Here is a 16,310-nt window from a genome sequence, read left to right as displayed (position 1 = left end):
AATTTACATTGACTGCTGTTTTTGTGTACCCACCATTGTGATTTAATGGCGTGCTAATTTGGAGCAGTTGCTCTCGATAGTCACATTACGCCACCTTATTGTCACTACTGCCTTCTTTGTTATCAAATAGTGGCATTTCTAATAAGGCTTCTACTTCCGCTGGCGTAATAAATTCAAACTGGTCCACACCTAGCCCTTGTGTCATCCTTCGGATAGAACGGGCAGTTAGGGTATGTGGGCCTCTTAAAATCTCAAACTCTCTGAGTGGTGCAAAGAACCCGGCTGGTGCCACAATACTGGCTGGCTGACGAAGCTCTTGTACGGCAGGGAGCAATAATCCGGTTTCAAAAATTGCCCCAGCCGAGTGAATCACCGGGCGAATCAAAATCGGTTCGGCATCTGGCGCTAATAGCTGCAAGCCAATTTCAATATGCGCATTTTGTTTTACCCAACGCACCGCAGCCACATTCCAACGATCTCCACTGTCAGACTTCAGAATTACAATGCGGCCAACCGCAATATGGTTAATTTCGTCCGACTCTAAACCCAGCGCATAGCCCCCTGCGCTGACGTTGATCACTTTCCACTGGCTAATGTGCTCTTCTTGCTGGTGCACAAATGGTAAGTTCATTTCTAAATGAGATGGGCTTTCTAAATTATCTAGAGTTGCTTCTTGGTTTTCCTCTGGATTCTCTTCCTTCGTTAAACGAAGGTTTTTGGATTTGGCGAGAATACGATGAACCGTGGATAGTTCCGACACCAACTCTACTTTTGCATTATTACGCATACGGTTAAATACACGTTGCGGCGCAATGCCCCAACTGCGAATTAACCTTCTCAATAAATCAATATGTTGCGTGGCTCGGTAATAAGTAGATGCAGAAGCGGCTACTTTTTCTAGTGGCGGTAGTTCACGATAAATCCGACGAACTACATCAAAGCAGTTTAACAACAACTGATGATAACCATTGAGATCAACCGGGCGGTGCCCCATAAATTGTGGTGGGTTATCTTCATCTAATTTAATCAGGAAATAGCCAGAAGGGTCGCTTAAATTGGAAACAGACTGAAGTGCCGCGTATCCCCCTAACTTTTGTAGCCAATTCTTCACCTGTAATATTTCGCCATTAAGCAGCGAGTACGGGTCGCACAAGCCTAATAAAAGACTTTCTTTATACAATGGAACAATTTGAAGTTCGTCTTCTTTCGGCGCTTCGTCTAATAATTTGTGCTGAAGGGCATAATAAAATAGCGTATGGCAATCTTGCCAAGTATGTTCAGGTACAGGGTGATAGTTCTGAAAGCTGGTTAACAGTAAGCGTTGGTTTAGGTCTAAACAAAGGGCAATTAACCTGGCCACTTGCTTATCGCTCATGCCAAAACGACGATTGACTTCTTCTGTCAACGATCGCTTAAAGGCAATTCCTAACTCAATGTATAAATCCTTGGCAAAATTCCACGCACTTTTTGCTTTTGGCTGTGTAGAAATAGTGTTGGACTCATACAGAATCTGCAATGCAGGTAGGTGAATCTCAAAGTTGTGTAGAAAACCTAAATTCAGCTGATGACGCAACTCACGCTCTACCTCCATCCGGTTGAGCGTATACAGCGCATCATACATATTGCGCGCAAAGTCGAGTGGCTGAGCATGTGGCTGGGCTAAAAACCAGTCTTGTAATTTTTCTTTGCTCGTAAAGTGGTCCGTTACGTGGGTAACTGGATCGGTTGCCGGTAAATATAGTTTTTCTAATGTGGTCATGTTCCGCTGCAATTTCCCTAGAATGCATCAATGAGCTGCATGCATTATTCATAGACCTACCTGCGTGGAATTTCAAGCTAATTCCATCATCTTTTATGCATTGCAACTAGCTTTAATCTAACACACAACACGAGTATGGAATATGACAAATTCGTGTGAGTCGCACTTTTCAAAATTTAGTGGCAATTTGTCTAGAAACGTCCATTAAACATTGGCGATCTGACTAGTGTTTATGGAGTAAGAAGTGTGCACCGTTCCGTTCATTTCGATTTGAAATTCAGACAAACGGTGCATTTAGATTTACAAAAGGTTACAGCGGAAAGGGATTAGTTAGTTGACTCGGCCAATTCAGACAGCAATATACGTTGTGCCAAGCGTTCGTGCCCTTTGCGAGCAGGTCGTTGACGGTAAAAACCATCTTTCTGCATTTCCCAGGTTTGGCGGTTGTCATTTAGATAAACCATCAGCCCTTCACGGATCACGCGACGTTTTAATTTTGCATCCAAAATAGGGAAGGCAACTTCAATTCGGCGGAACAAGTTACGGTGCATCCAGTCCGCAGACGACAGCATCAGCGTTTCTTGCTTGTCATTATGGAAGTAGAAAATGCGGGTATGTTCTAGAAAACGACCAACAATTGATCTGACACGGATATTGTCAGATAGGCCTTCTACGCCTGGGCGTAACGCACACACGCCACGAATAATGAGATCCACTTCCACACCCGCCTGAGAGGCTTGGTAAAGCGCTTCAATCACTTGTGGTTCTAACAGCGCATTCATTTTTGCAATGATGCGGCCTTTACGTCCTGCTTTAGCAATGCGAATTTCGTTCTCAATCGACTTGATCAATTGCGGTTGCAAACTAAATGGCGACTGCCAAAGCGCGCGTAATTTACCCGCTTTGCCTAAGCCGGTTAGCTGAGTAAATACATCAGCCACATCGGCACCAATTTCTTCGTTCGCCGTTAATAAGCCAAAGTCGGTATAAAATTTAGTGGTACGTGGATGGTAGTTACCGGTGCCTAAATGCACATAACGGCGTAAACCTTTGCTTTCGCGACGAACCACCATCAACATCTTGGCGTGGGTTTTATAGCCCACTACGCCGTATACCACATGCGCACCAGCATCTTCTAGGCGATCCGCCCAATTAATGTTCGCTTCTTCATCAAAACGCGCCATCAGTTCGACGACAACGGTCACTTCTTTACCGCGTTTTGCGGCTTCTATCAGTGCTTCCATCAGTACGGAATCTGTTCCGGTACGATACACCGTCATCTTGATCGCGACGACTTGCGGATCTGATGCTGCCTGCTGCAAAAAGCTAATCACGGGAGAGAAAGATTGGAACGGGTGATGCAGTAAAATATCCCCCTTCGCAATGGCTTCAAAGCTATCAGGACGCTTTTGCAAAATGGTCGGGTAACCCGCACGGAATGGCGCAAATTTTAAGTCTGGGCGGTCGACCAAGTCTGGCACTTGCATCATACGCACCAAGTTCACCGGCCCATCTACTCGGTAAATGTCTTTCTGAGAAAGCTTAAACTGTTCTAGTAAGAACTGTTCAATATGTTCTGGGCAGTTATCAGCAATTTCTAGACGAACCGCTTCACCGAATTGGCGATGAGACAATTCATCTTGCAATGCTTCACGTAAGTCGGTTAGGTCTTCTTCGTCAACAGCCAAGTCGGCATCGCGTGTCGCACGGAACTGGAAGCAACCTAGCACGCTCATGCCAGAGAAGAGTTCGTTTACATGCGCATGCAAAATAGAAGACAAGAAGACAAAACCATTTGGCACACCAGAAATTTCTGATGGCACAGGAATAATACGTGGTAGTGCGCGTGGTGCTTGCACAATGGCAATGCCAGAGTTACGGCCAAATGCGTCGCGGCCTTCTAATTCCACCGCAAAGTTCAAACTCTTGTTTAAAACGCGAGGAAACGGATGAGAAGGGTCCAACCCAATTGGGGTGAGTACAGGCATTACTTCACGGAAGAAATAATCTTTTACCCAAGCTTGTTGTGCTTCATTCCACGTTGGGCGGCGCAAAAACTGTACGCCTTCTGCAGACAGGGCTGGGAGCACTTCTTCACGCAATACTTTGTACTGATGCGCAATTAGGTTGTGAAGGCGCTCGCTCAGTACATCTAATAATTCGGTGGCACGATAACCATCTTGCCCCGCCACATCATTTGCTAAACGTGCACGTTGCTTTAGCCCTGCAACCCGTACTTCGAATAGTTCGTCTAAGTTACTGCTAACAATACACAGAAACTTCAGGCGCTCTAGTAGAGGGTTATCTACGTCTTCGGCTTGGGCTAATACGCGGCGGTTGAACTCAATAAGACCAAGTTCACGATTAAGCAGGTGTTCTGAGCGGGAATGAGAGGTCATGTTTGCTAAATTTTCCAGTCACCTCTATGACTAGGCTAGCAGTCAAACTAGCCTAGACGGTAAGCAGGTGGTTATGCGCTTGGTGGGACATATCCGGCAGGGGCTTCTGCGCCACTACCAAAAAAGTATGCTTCTAGTTGTGCGGTTAGGTATTGACGCGCACGGCTATCCGCCAAGTTCAGGCGGTTTTCGTTAATCAACATGGTCTGGTGGCGAACCCATGCCTGCCATGCTTCTTTAGAAACGTTTTCAAATACACGTTTACCTAGTGCGCCAGGAATTGGTGGGAAATCTAGCCCATCAGCTTCTTTTCCTAATTTGACGCAGAAAACGGTTCTTGCCATGTTGATATCCTTTGTTTCAATGTACCTGAAGTTTGTTACGGTTTTTTGACAAATGTCATAAAGCTAATATTTGCGTCATTTTTCGCTTTTTCAAGCGCGTGTTAACGTCTTAAAGAATACTTTTGACCGACGCTGGTAATTATACAGTTGCTGCTTTTTCGCCGGTAAATCAGAAATAGGCGATGGTGAAAATCCCCGCTCGCAAAACCAGTGTGCCGTGCGCGTGGTCAGTACAAACAGCTTTTCTAGCCCAAGTTCTTTCGCCCGTTTTTCTACCATATTGAGTAATAAATCCCCATAACCGCTAGCACGGTAGGTTTGGTCTACAACTAAACAAGCGAGTTCCCCCACGTTTTCCTCCGGGAAAGTATATAGGGCAACGCAGCCAACAATATGGCCATCATGCTCTAATACACCAAAGCGTTCAATCTCTTGTTCTAGTAGTTCTCGGCTACGCTTTACCAGTACGCCTTCTTCTTCCAACGGTTGAATTAGCTGCATAATACCGCCAACATCATCAATGGATGCATCACGCAGTTTTTCTAAGCGCTGGCGTGTAATCAGTGTGCCCACCCCTTCACGGGTGAAGAGTTCCATTAGCAAGGCGCCATCGACAAAACGGCCAAGCAAATGGACGCGATCAATGCCTTTTTCACACGCCTTGATCGCCGCTGGCAAATAGCAGCCAATATCATCGAATGCCGCGGTACGGGTACGCATGTATTTTTTTGCTTCTTGCGAAGTGACTTCTAAGCGAATTTCCCCGTTTTCATCCTTCAATCCGGGTTCATCCATAAAGAAAATCAGCTTGTCTGCTTTTAAGGCAATCGCGACAGAATGGGCTGCATCTTCTACTGTCAGGTTAAAGATTTCACCCGTTGGTGAGTAACCAATCGGGGAGATTAATACGATTTCGCCTTCTGATAAGCGGCGATTGATGGTCTCGGTTTGTACTTTACGTACTTCACCGCTATGCATCATATCAATGCCATCGCGCACACCCAATGGTTGGGCGATCAAGAAATTACCCCCTGCTACCTGAATAGAGGCGTTCGCCATTGGCGTTGCAGCTACCGCCATCGATAGTGTCGCTTCAATTTCAGCCCGCACTACGCCAATCGACTCTTGTACGCAGTTCATGGTGGCTGGATCGGTAATACGAATCCCTTGGTGGTACTGTACCGGTAATTCACGGCTCGCTAGTCGCTCGTTTACCTGCGGTCTAACCCCATGTACCAACACCAAACGGACGCCTAAACTCGCTAACAGGTTTAGATCATGCGTCATGGTCGCAAATTGGCCACCCGCAACAACGTCGCCGCCAAAAGCTACTACGAATGTTCGGCCTCGGAATGCACGAATATAGGGTGCAGCTTCTCTAAACCAAGGAACAAACGGAGCAGGGCTATCCGGCTTTGTCATATGCGTAGGCCTCCAATCGGGCGGTAGGGTCGTAGGGTGAAGACTCAAATAAAAATGAACAGAATATTGTATATCATCCCATCAAAACGATGGCATGCATTTCCAACGCCATCGATGCGAAAAAGGATGACCTCAATAACAAATTAAAAGTCACCCCATAAGGTTTGTAATGTCGCCAACGCGGCTAATGCGGCGGTTTCTGTGCGTAAGACTCTGGGGCCAAGTGTCAGGCTATGCCACTTTTTGGCAAGTGCTTGTTGGTGCTCATCGTCCGTTAGCCCGCCTTCTGGCCCAGCGAGCAGCCATGCACCGGCGTGTTTTTGATAGGATTGAATACGTGTCTCACCACCAGGCATTAAGACAAATCCCGGTGTATTTTCAGTCATCGCTACTTTGGCTAACCAATCTGTGAGCGAGAGCGCATCATGAACGGTAGGAATCGTGTTTCGGCCACATTGCTCACAAGCGGCAATCACCACTTGCCTCCAATGCTCATGCTTTTTCGCCCAGCGATCAGCGGGTAGCTTCACAATACTACGACGAGTCATGAGAGGCTGAATTTCACTTACCCCCAGCTCCACCGCTTTTTGCAGGGTAAAATCCATACGGTCGCCACTAGAAATACCTTGTGCTAAACCTAGCCAAATCGGCGATTCTCGGCTAACTAACGTTTGTTGATTGATGCGAACCACGCTCGATTTGTTACCAACAGAAATTACTTCGGCTTGGTATTCCTGCCCATCGCCATTAAAGAGCGTAATCGAATCGCCAGCATTGAGTCGAAGCACTTGTACGTGGCGGTGCACTGCATCGGGCAATTTGAATTCATCATCAATTTGAAGGGCTAAATCACAATAAAAACGCGGCATAATCAGTCGGCTAGAAAGAGATGGTCAAGATGGATAAGAGTATAAGCTACCGACGCCCCAAATTTGTGCAAAGCGCAATAATTTTAGCTTGTCCTTCGAAAAAAGGATGGAAATAAGATACTATTGCGAATACTGCAAAATTCAACTAGATCAAGCTAAGCAGGTAGTGCAAACAAGCACATCAAAAAAGGCCTATCGATTGCGCCAGTTGTCTAGTTGAGAAAAAAACAAATATCCCCCCTGATATCACCGGATCCATCAAGATTTTGAGGAAATATTAGGCATGATTGCCCCAGAGCGTTATTTACCCGCTGTATGTCAATTGGTGCGCGAAGTCGCCCACCGTGAAATCATGCCCCGATTCCTGAACACAGACTACGCCAAAAAAATAGATGGTAGTTTGTTGACCGAGGCAGATGTCGCCACCCAGAATGCCCTGATTGAAGGGCTGAGTCGTATCATTCCTTTTCCTGTTTTAGGCGAGGAAATGACCAAGGAAGAACAACAGCGCTTGTGGCAAGCAGGCGGTTCTGGGCTTTGGTGTATTGATCCAATTGATGGGACAACAAACTTCATCCATGGGTTGCCCTATTTTGCGACGTCTATTGCGCTTATGCAAAATGGCCGAACCGTATTAGGGGTGATATATAACCCTGTGACAAATGAGTTGTTTGCCGCAGTAAAAGGGAAGGGCGCTACCTTAAATGATAAGCCGCTCCCCCTAAAAACGCATATTCCAAGGATGTGCGATGCGATTGCAGGGGTTGAAATCAAATGGTTGGCAGGTAAATTGCCTGCTCGTCTCATGAGTATTTCGCCTTACGGTAGCCAGCGTAATATGGGCGCATCTACCCTAGATTGGTGCTATACCGCAGCAGGGCGTTTTGATCTGTACTTGCATGGCGGTCAGAAGCTGTGGGATTACGCCGCGGGTAGCCTCATTTTAGAAGAAGCGGGCGGCGCGATGTCGACACTGAATATGGAAAACTTCTGGGAAGACCAAGTTTGGACGCGTTCAGTGGTGGCGGCCTTACAGCCAACCTTGTTTGAACCATGGAAAAAATGGGTCTGGAACAACAAGTAATCTAGTTCGCGCTAGATGGACAACAAAAAAGGTCGCTGAATGCGACCTTTTTTGTTGAGCCCGGCATATGCTGAGATTATTTTTTCTCGCTACGTACTTTCTGGATCAATTGATTCAGGTTCTTGTAGAACTGTGCTTCGTTTCCGTTTGCATCCGCAACCGAAGTCATATACTTGCCACCTACCACAAAAGTTGGCACAGCATTAATTCCGTAGTCTTTGGTTTTTTGTGGTGCTAGCTTTGCATAGGTTTGAGCAGAGAAGCTGTTGTAGGTTTTCATGAATACATCTTTATTCACGCCAGCTTGCTTGCCAATCCAGTCAGTTAATACGTCTGTATCACGTAGTTCTACATTGTCCTTATGAATTGCATTAAAGATAGGCATGTTTAGCTTATCTTCTAGCTTCAAGGTTTGTACGGTGAAGTACAGTTGTGCATGTACTTGCATGCCAGTGTTCCACGCAGCATGAATGCGACGGAAATCGACATCAGCAGGTTGGGTTTTTGCCCATTTTTCGAGTGATGGCTCTAGGTGATAACAGTGCGGGCAGCCATACCAGAAGAACTCTACTACTTCAATTTTCTTCGGGTTGTTCACTGGCATTGGTTTTGGAAGTGCTTGCCAAGGTTCTGCGTTTGCAGCGCTAATGCCTAAAATCATGGCTGCGCCGACGATTAATTTTTTTAACCAGCTTTGTTTCATGTTCTTCTGCCCCGTTTGCTAATAGGTAATTGCAAGTTAAGACTATCTGCTTTTCTGACAAGTTCCAATCGTCTATCAATTCTTTTTTATTTAATATTGATCAACGATGGATTCATTCCATTTTGCTGTAGCAATGCTTTTACCTTATTTGCTTCATCAGCATTGTATGGCCCCGCCATGACACGATGCCAAATCCCTTTGCCTGGAATGTCTTTTTCACGAATAGATGCTTCTACCCCAATAATTGCTAGTTTGGCTTTTAGATTGTCTGCATCCGCTTCATTCTGGAATGAACCAATTTGTAGCACTGCACGAGAAGCAGCCGGTTTCTCTTCGGTCTTTTTTGCGGCCGCTGTAGCCGTTGCATCGGTGTTGCTCGCCGAATCTTGTCTTAGGTCCGTCTTATTTTGCGATGGCTTATTGCTGTTAGCAGTCGTTGTATTGCTTGGCGTGTTTGCTGCTGGTGGCGGTGTCTCTGTAGCGGTTGCATCAGGTACTGGCTGGCTAGGCGGCTCCGTGCCTGGTAACACGTCAAAAAAGTCATATTTACTTTTGGTGGATACTTCACTTGCAGGTGCTTCCCCTGTGGTGACGCCATTCGCAGATGGTTTTGGGAGGCTGGTCACCTGAGGTTCTGCAGGTTTTAAAGCGGGTGTTGGGCTATTCATCATCTTTTTATTCACAAAAAAGACAACCCCAACAGAAATGACCACGCCTAAAATTAGACCAATCACGATCCCGGTAAATAGTCCGCCGCCAGACTGGCTGCTATTGCTTGCGCTAGCGGCAGGTTTTACACGCGGAGTGTTTTTATGGTCACGACTCATGAGTTCTCCAATTGGCCAACCACCTGTTCAATTGGTGGTGAGTGCTGGCCACAATCAATTACAAAAACAGCTTTCCAGCTACAACAAAATGACTACTTACATCTCTGCGATAATGGCATGGCCCCTTTGACTATGCCATTTTAATATCAGGTTGCGATCTTACACCACATGCCTGCCCCATGACATCTTGTAATGCACGGAAAGTCGCATTCACAAGATGAGTGGCCTCATCGTCTGTTAGGTTAAATGCTGGCATCCAGTAGACGGTATTACCCATTGGGCGCAGCAGTAATTCATGTTTTAACGCAGCCGCAAACAATTGCTGCGCAAATCCCGTTGGTGCATCGTTGACTTCAAACGCCCAAATCATGCCGGCGCCTGTGGTGCCTGCTTGGCGGAAGTGTTGCACATAAGGCAATTTACGAATCGGCTCAGCTAGTGCATTAATCCGGCTCGCAATTAAACGGTTTTGCGCGAGTACATCGGTATGTTCAAACAGCTCTAAGGTGGCTAGTGCTGCACTACAGGCTAATGGGTTGCCGGTGTAAGAATGCGAGTGCAGAAAACCTTTTCGGATATCTTCATCATAAAACGCGCCATATAAGGTATCGGTGCACATGACGACAGACAATGGCAGTACACCGCCGGTAATCCCTTTCGATAAGCAAATTAAATCTGGCCAAATGCCAGCTTGTTCACTCGCAAAAAAACTACCAGTGCGTCCAAAGCCCACAGCAATTTCATCGCAAATCAAATGCACATCGTATTGATTACACAAGGCACGTGCACGCTTCAAATAGTAAGGGGAGTACATCGACATTCCCGCCGCCCCTTGAACCAACGGTTCTACAATCAGCGCCGCCGTTGTTTCGTGATGTTCTTTCAGCCAGTTTTCTAAATGTTCCGCTGCATCGGCCGCAATTTGTTCGCTGCTAAGTTGTGCGTTTGCGCGATTATCCGGTGCAGGGACTTCATGAGAGGTTTTCACGAGTGCTGCATAGGTGTCTTTGAAAATTTCTACATCGGTAACAGACAATGCACCAATGGTTTCTCCATGATAACTGTTGGCTAAGTGAATGAACTGCGTTTTGTTGGGTTTGCCGACATTACGCCAATAATGAAAGCTCATTTTTAGTGCCACTTCCACTGCGGATGCGCCATCAGAACCAAAAAAAGCATGGCCAAGTGCACCGCCCGTTTTCGCAGAGAGCTTTTCTGCTAATTCGACAGCCGGTGCATGCGTGAAGCCTGCGAGCATGACATGGTCTAGCGACTCTAACTGCGCATTAATACGCGCCTTGATATGCGGATGTCCGTGTCCAAATAGATTCACCCACCAGCTAGACACGCCATCTAGATAACGTTTGCCTTCAAAGTCATACAACCAAACGCCTTTAGCGCGATCAATTGGGACAAGTGGAAAGGTTTCATGGCGTTTCATTTGGGTACAAGGATGCCAAACGGCATTCAGGCTTCGTTTAATCCATTCGCTATTCATTTGCACGCTCGTACCCTTAAAATTTATTTTCTTTTTTGTCGATGGTCGAAAGAATATCCTCGGTTAATTTTATTCTCAAACCTTCAGGCATCTCAAAAGTATTTCTGTCCCAGCCTTCTAACGTTAGTACCGTATCTAAACACGCTTCCATTTCTGCGTGTGCCTTGCGGACTGATGCGGCTATTTCACTGTGAACCCGTACTTCGTTTTCTGTTTTTGAGGTATCAGATAGACAATTTTGTTGGTATTCATAAAGGCCGCGCAGGGAGGCAATCGAGACACAAACTTGAGCGGGGCAAGCACATTGGTAAAATAATGCCTCACTTCGAATTTTTTCTATTTGTTCATTCGAAAAGCGAATTGCTAGCATGATGTTATCCCTCCTTCAGTATTACTTGACTAAGTTGAATCATAAACCTTCCATGCCGTTGAGATGTCGTTTACTGACGAAATGCCTAGTCATATGGGTAATGGGGTCAATAAATTCAATAGATCTTGCGAGTAACTGTAGTGGCTTAGAAAAATCATCGCCTTTATCGGGCAACATAATTGGGTAGAACGGGTCGTGCAAAATAGGAATTCCCAAGCTAGCTAAGTGCACGCGTAATTGATGCTTTCTTCCTGTGTGTGGTTTTAGTTGGTAAAGTGCCCAATCGCCAAATCTTGCCAAAACAGACATTTCCGTTTCACTGTTTGGTTCTCCAGGCACTTCTTTCATCGTAACAAAGTGATCTCCATCCACCATTTTGCTTTGGTGTACGCGTGGAAAAGAGAGCCCATCTTTCCATGGCGCAATCGCTTCATACGTTTTCTGCACTTCTCTCGCTTCAAATAGGCGTTGGTACTTTCCTCTTAACTCTGGCGTTAAGCAAAACATCACCACCCCAGCTGTTTCTCTATCTAGACGATGAATCGGCGTAATGTCTTGGTTATTTAACGCTGCACGTAATCGGATCAGCAGTGTTTCTTTTAAGTAATTTCCGGCTGGAGACATCGGCAGAAAGTGCGGTTTATCGACGACAAGCAGATGCGCATCTTGAAATAAAATCTCCGCTTCAAAAGGAATGCGAGGCTCTGCTTCCACTTCACGGTAATACCAAATTCGCTTACCTGCCTTGTAAGGGGTAAGTAAATCAATTGGCAAGCCAACTTCATCGACAATTTCACCATTAGCTAATCGCTTGCTGAGAATAGATTCGCCAATGACCGCAAAGCGATCGAGCAAAAAAGCATAAATAGTGGGCCAGTTGCCTTCAGGAAGCCAAGCGTAGCTAGGCGCAATGCCATCTCTGACAGGAAGCGGGGAAGGTAAGTCGCACAGACGAACAGCAGGTTTTTTCATACATCAAATTGTAAATCAAAGCCGTTACGCTAGGGGAAATGCAAAAACACAAAAAAGTTTTCATTTTCCCTCTTGAAAAGGAATAAACCCGCCCATATCATTAGCACTCGCAGGGGTCGAGTGCTAAATAAAACCGATGCCCGTAGAATACTTACCGCATACGAGCGTGTTTTCTCGTTAATTATCAAGGAGTTAGTTATGAAGATTCGTCCGTTGCACGACCGTGTAATCGTAAAACGTCTAGAAGCAGAAGAAAAAACTTCATCTGGTATCGTACTACCAGGTAGCGCGACCGAAAAACCAGACATGGGCGAAGTGATCGCTGTTGGCGCTGGCAAAATCCAAGAAAACGGCGCTGTACGTGCGATGAGCCTAAGCGTTGGCGACAAAGTGATTTTCGGTAAATACAGTGGCCAGACCGTTAAAGTTGACGGCGAAGAGCTACTAGTGATGCGCGAAGAAGATGTAATGGGCGTGGTTGAAGGCTAATTGGTGGCGTTGCCCCAGTCTTCCCCGTTAATTGATCTTTCGGTTAATCGAATTAAATAATATATTGGAGTTAAGTAAACATGGCTGCTAAACAAGTCAAGTTTCACGATGATGCACGTTCTAAAATGGTTATTGGCGTTAACGTTTTAGCTGACGCTGTTAAAGTAACATTGGGACCTAAAGGCCGTAACGTTGTGTTGGATCGTGCTTTCGGCGCGCCTACCATCACTAAAGACGGTGTTTCTGTTGCTAAAGAAATCGAACTAAAAGACAAGTTCGAAAACATGGGCGCACAGCTAGTGAAAGAAGTTGCTTCTAAGACTTCTGACGTAGCGGGTGACGGTACTACTACTGCTACCGTATTGGCTCAAGCTATCTTGCAAGAAGGCATGAAATACGTTGCTGCAGGTTTCAACCCTACAGACCTAAAACGTGGTATCGACAAAGCAGTTGTTGCTTTGGTTGAAGAACTACGCAAAATCGCTAAACCAACTACAACTTCTAAAGAAATTGCACAAGTTGGTTCTATCTCTGCTAACTCTGACACTGACGTAGGCGAAATCATCGCTAACGCAATGGACAAAGTAGGTAAAGAAGGCGTGATCACCGTTGAAGATGGCAAATCTTTGAACAACGAACTAGAAGTTGTTGAAGGTATGCAGTTTGACCGTGGCTACTTGTCTCCATACTTCATCAACAACCCAGAAAAGCAAATCGCTGCTTTGGATAACCCATTTGTGTTGTTGTTCGACAAGAAAATCAGCAACATCCGTGATTTGCTACCAGTACTAGAGCAAGTTGCTAAAGCTGGCCGTCCACTATTGATCATCGCTGAAGACGTAGAAGGCGAAGCACTAGCAACGCTAGTTGTGAACACCATGCGCGGTATCTTGAAAGTAGTTGCTGTTAAGGCGCCTGGTTTCGGTGATCGTCGTAAAGCAATGCTAGAAGATATCGCTATCCTTACTGGCGGTACCGTGATTGCTGAAGAAGTTGGCCTAACCCTAGACAAAGCTGGTCTAGAGCACCTAGGTCAAGCAAAACGTATCGAAGTAGGTAAAGAACTAACTACGATCATCGATGGTATCGGCCAAGCTGACGCTATCCAAGCACGTGTTGGTCAGATCGATCGTCAAATCGAAGAATCTACTAGCGATTACGACCGTGAAAAACTACAAGAACGCAAAGCTAAATTGGCTGGCGGTGTTGCAGTGATCAAGGTTGGTGCTGCTACTGAAGTAGAAATGAAAGAGAAAAAAGCACGCGTTGAAGATGCATTGCACGCAACTCGCGCAGCAGTTGAAGAAGGTATTGTTGCTGGTGGTGGCGTTGCGCTACTACGTGCACGTGCTAACTTAGGTGCAGTTGCTACTAGCAACACAGACCAAGAGCAAGGCGTAAAGATCGTTCTAAAAGCGATCGAAGCTCCTCTACGTCAGATCGTTGCTAACGCAGGTGACGAGCCATCAGTTGTTATCGCTAAAGTATTGGCAGGCGAAGGTAACTTCGGTTACAACGCAGCAACTGGCGAATACGGCGACATGGTTGCTAGCGGTGTGCTAGATCCAGCTAAAGTAACTCGTTCTGCATTGCAGTACGCAGCTTCTGTTGCTGGTCTAATGTTGACTACTGACTGCATGATTGCTGAATTGCCAGAAGACAAGCCAGCAATGCCAGCAGGCATGGGCGGAATGGGCGGCATGGACGGCATGATGTAATCTGCCGTATCTACCCGATACGCTCGGTCAGCCATGTTGCTGACCAACACAAAAAACCCGCTAAGCAATTAGCGGGTTTTTTGTTGTCTATTGGTGTTGATTTACGTGTAACTAATACGAAAAGCAAAACAAATAGAACGGTCGCCATTCGCCCCTGTTAATGGGTTAGTGCAATGGCTTGAGTCGCATTTGTCTGCTGTTTCCACTCCACCAAGTCAGCAATCGATAACATCGGTAACTGGTTATCCTCGCTATAACGATGCAATTGTTCGCCACGCATCATCGTGCCATCTGGGTTCATTAATTCGCACAGCACGCCCGCCGGACTAAAACCTGCAAGCGTAGCAAGCTCAATAGACGCCTCTGTATGGCCTCTACGTGCCAATACGCCACCAGCGTTCGCAATCAGCGGAAAAACGTGTCCTGGCCTTGCTAAATCGCTTGCTTGCGCATTGGTTGCTACTGCCGTGCGAATCGTCTGCGTTCTATCAGCAGCAGACACGCCAGTCGTAATCCCTTCTTTGGCTTCAATAGTGACAGTAAATGCGGTGCCATATTGGCTTTCGTTGTTGCTCACCATGGGGGCTAGTTGTAAGGCGCGAGCTTTTTCTTCCGTTAGGCAAAGGCAAACAATACCGCTGCCATCACGAATCATCCTTGCCATTTCGGGGATGCTAATCGCATCTGCAGCCAAAATGAGATCGGCTTCATCTTCGCGATCATTATCGTCAGTCACAATCACAGGGCGACCCGCTTGCAACGCCAGAATAGCCGCAGAAATACGTTGGGAAAGTAGAGAAGAATGCATGTTGACGGTCCTCGTATAAAAAGAGAAACACGCCTAAAGGGGCTTGTAAAACAAGTAAACGCAGACGAGCATACGCCAAACGCGTAGGCGCACCCGTTTCCGTTCTCATCTTCTTTCATCCGGACTATAACCGTCGGCTCTGGAGTTGCACCAGATCTGCTGACCCTCTATCAGAGGCGCTCGCGGGCTTAGCAAGTATGCTTTACCGCCGGTGGGGAGTTTCGCCCCGCCCTGAAGACGCAAAAAAATCATTCATATATGAATGATTCATTACATTATACAGATTGCGAGGCAACAAAAAAGGCCGGAGACCGGCCTTGTTTTGTCAGGAGACGAAGTCTCTAGAACGTTTGCTTAGTCACGGCTGTTGCCAGTCAAAGACAAAATCAGGAATAGCAAGTTTTGGAACAAATTGTAGATATCCAAGTAAATCGCTAAAGCCGCAGAAATATAGTTTGTCTCTCCACCATTGACCACACGGCTTACATCGTAAAGCATGTATAAGCTAGAGATCACCACCATGGCTGCTGATAGTGTCAACGCCAACGCTGGTAGTTGTAGCCAAATGTTCGCAATACCTGCGACCAACGCCACAATCAAACCAATAAACAGAAACTTACCTAAAGAGCTGAAATCGCGTTTGCTAACTGTTGCAATGGTAGACATCGCCAAGAAGGTAACACCTGTACCACCCGCTGCTAGCGCAATACTCTGTGCGCCATTCGGGAAGCGTAAGGCCACTTGTAGTAGCTGAGACAACCACAAGCCCATAAAGAAGGTAAAACCAAGCAGTAAGACCACGCCCATGCTGTTGTTCTTGTTTTTCTCAATCAAGAACATGCTACCAAAGGCAACGCCCATAAATACCAATAACCCCATCATTGGTGACATATGGAACTGCAAAGAAATGCCTAGCATAGCGCCAATGGCTGTTGGGATCATCGAAAGACCCAACAACCCATAAGTATTACGAAGTACCTTGTTGCGACTGACAGAATCCAGCGTGCCAGCGCGACCAGCCGGGATACCATACGGTTGCATAATGTTT

Annotated in this window: 15 protein-coding genes and 1 riboswitch; of the genes, 3 read left to right on the top strand and 12 right to left on the bottom strand. The window is 46.3% G+C overall.

Annotated features, from left to right (window positions below; all coding sequences use genetic code 11):
* Positions 1–85 precede the first annotated feature (85 nt).
* From LIN78_RS04630 to LIN78_RS04610, 5 genes are all read right to left on the bottom strand, one after another.
* On the bottom strand, positions 86–1,759 hold the full coding sequence (locus tag LIN78_RS04630; RefSeq protein WP_227178957.1) for a cyclic-di-GMP receptor FimW-related protein: 1,674 nt from the start codon (positions 1,757–1,759) through the stop codon (positions 86–88).
* 326 nt (positions 1,760–2,085) lie between these two features.
* Positions 2,086–4,158, bottom strand: a complete 2,073-nt coding sequence (gene ppk1 / locus LIN78_RS04625; RefSeq protein WP_227178955.1) for a polyphosphate kinase 1 — start codon at positions 4,156–4,158, stop codon at positions 2,086–2,088.
* A 71-nt stretch (positions 4,159–4,229) separates the two neighbouring features.
* On the bottom strand, positions 4,230–4,502 hold the full coding sequence (locus LIN78_RS04620; RefSeq protein WP_227178953.1) for an oxidative damage protection protein: 273 nt from the start codon (positions 4,500–4,502) through the stop codon (positions 4,230–4,232).
* Positions 4,503–4,592: 90 nt separating this feature from the next.
* The gene (argA, locus tag LIN78_RS04615) at positions 4,593–5,924 is read right to left on the bottom strand and encodes an amino-acid N-acetyltransferase (protein ID WP_227178951.1); all 1,332 of its coding nucleotides are present in this window, start codon (positions 5,922–5,924) and stop codon (positions 4,593–4,595) included.
* A 143-nt stretch (positions 5,925–6,067) separates the two neighbouring features.
* On the bottom strand, positions 6,068–6,793 hold the full coding sequence (locus tag LIN78_RS04610; RefSeq protein WP_227178949.1) for a 16S rRNA (uracil(1498)-N(3))-methyltransferase: 726 nt from the start codon (positions 6,791–6,793) through the stop codon (positions 6,068–6,070).
* Positions 6,794–7,076: 283 nt separating this feature from the next.
* Here LIN78_RS04610 and LIN78_RS04605 point away from each other — a divergent pair, with 283 nt between their 5' ends.
* Positions 7,077–7,877, top strand: a complete 801-nt coding sequence (locus LIN78_RS04605; RefSeq protein WP_227178947.1) for an inositol monophosphatase family protein — start codon at positions 7,077–7,079, stop codon at positions 7,875–7,877.
* Between the two features lie 76 nt (positions 7,878–7,953).
* On the opposite strand, the gene LIN78_RS04600 is transcribed toward LIN78_RS04605, so the two are convergent.
* From LIN78_RS04600 to LIN78_RS04580, 5 genes are all read right to left on the bottom strand, one after another.
* Positions 7,954–8,580 (bottom strand): thiol:disulfide interchange protein DsbA/DsbL, encoded by a 627-nt coding sequence (locus tag LIN78_RS04600; protein WP_227178945.1) that lies wholly within the window; start codon positions 8,578–8,580, stop codon positions 7,954–7,956.
* Positions 8,581–8,666: 86 nt separating this feature from the next.
* Positions 8,667–9,407 carry an SPOR domain-containing protein gene (locus tag LIN78_RS04595; RefSeq protein ID WP_227178943.1) on the bottom strand — a complete coding sequence of 247 codons (741 nt, stop codon included), beginning with the start codon at positions 9,405–9,407 and terminating at the stop codon, positions 8,667–8,669.
* A 130-nt stretch (positions 9,408–9,537) separates the two neighbouring features.
* On the bottom strand, positions 9,538–10,905 hold the full coding sequence (bioA, locus tag LIN78_RS04590) for an adenosylmethionine--8-amino-7-oxononanoate transaminase (protein ID WP_227179506.1): 1,368 nt from the start codon (positions 10,903–10,905) through the stop codon (positions 9,538–9,540).
* 16 nt (positions 10,906–10,921) lie between these two features.
* Complete coding sequence (locus LIN78_RS04585) at positions 10,922–11,275, bottom strand: hypothetical protein (protein WP_227178941.1); 354 nt, start codon at positions 11,273–11,275, stop codon at positions 10,922–10,924.
* A 39-nt stretch (positions 11,276–11,314) separates the two neighbouring features.
* Positions 11,315–12,247, bottom strand: coding sequence for an RluA family pseudouridine synthase (locus LIN78_RS04580; RefSeq protein ID WP_227178939.1), 933 nt, complete (start codon positions 12,245–12,247; stop codon positions 11,315–11,317).
* A gap of 198 nt (positions 12,248–12,445) precedes the next feature.
* On the opposite strand from LIN78_RS04580, the gene LIN78_RS04575 reads away from it, so the two are divergent.
* Both LIN78_RS04575 and groL read left to right on the top strand, forming a co-directional pair.
* Complete coding sequence (locus tag LIN78_RS04575) at positions 12,446–12,736, top strand: co-chaperone GroES (protein ID WP_227178937.1); 291 nt, start codon at positions 12,446–12,448, stop codon at positions 12,734–12,736.
* Positions 12,737–12,816: 80 nt separating this feature from the next.
* The gene (groL, locus tag LIN78_RS04570) at positions 12,817–14,454 is read left to right on the top strand and encodes a chaperonin GroEL (RefSeq protein WP_227178934.1); all 1,638 of its coding nucleotides are present in this window, start codon (positions 12,817–12,819) and stop codon (positions 14,452–14,454) included.
* 157 nt (positions 14,455–14,611) lie between these two features.
* Here the strand turns inward: groL and ribB are convergent, their stop codons facing one another.
* Positions 14,612–15,262 carry a 3,4-dihydroxy-2-butanone-4-phosphate synthase gene (gene ribB, locus LIN78_RS04565; protein WP_227178932.1) on the bottom strand — a complete coding sequence of 217 codons (651 nt, stop codon included), beginning with the start codon at positions 15,260–15,262 and terminating at the stop codon, positions 14,612–14,614.
* A gap of 103 nt (positions 15,263–15,365) precedes the next feature.
* A riboswitch (FMN riboswitch) is annotated at positions 15,366–15,505 on the bottom strand.
* A 111-nt stretch (positions 15,506–15,616) separates the two neighbouring features.
* Positions 15,617–16,303, bottom strand: a complete 687-nt coding sequence (locus LIN78_RS04560; protein ID WP_227178931.1) for a Bax inhibitor-1/YccA family protein — start codon at positions 16,301–16,303, stop codon at positions 15,617–15,619.
* Between the last annotated feature and the right edge of the window lie 7 nt (positions 16,304–16,310).

Origin of the sequence: Leeia speluncae, from assembly GCF_020564625.1 — a bacterium.
Classification (GTDB): Bacteria; Pseudomonadota; Gammaproteobacteria; order Burkholderiales; family Leeiaceae; genus Leeia; species Leeia speluncae.
The sequence above is the reverse complement of the archived record's forward strand: the minus strand, read 5'-3'. Positions and strand labels throughout refer to the sequence as shown.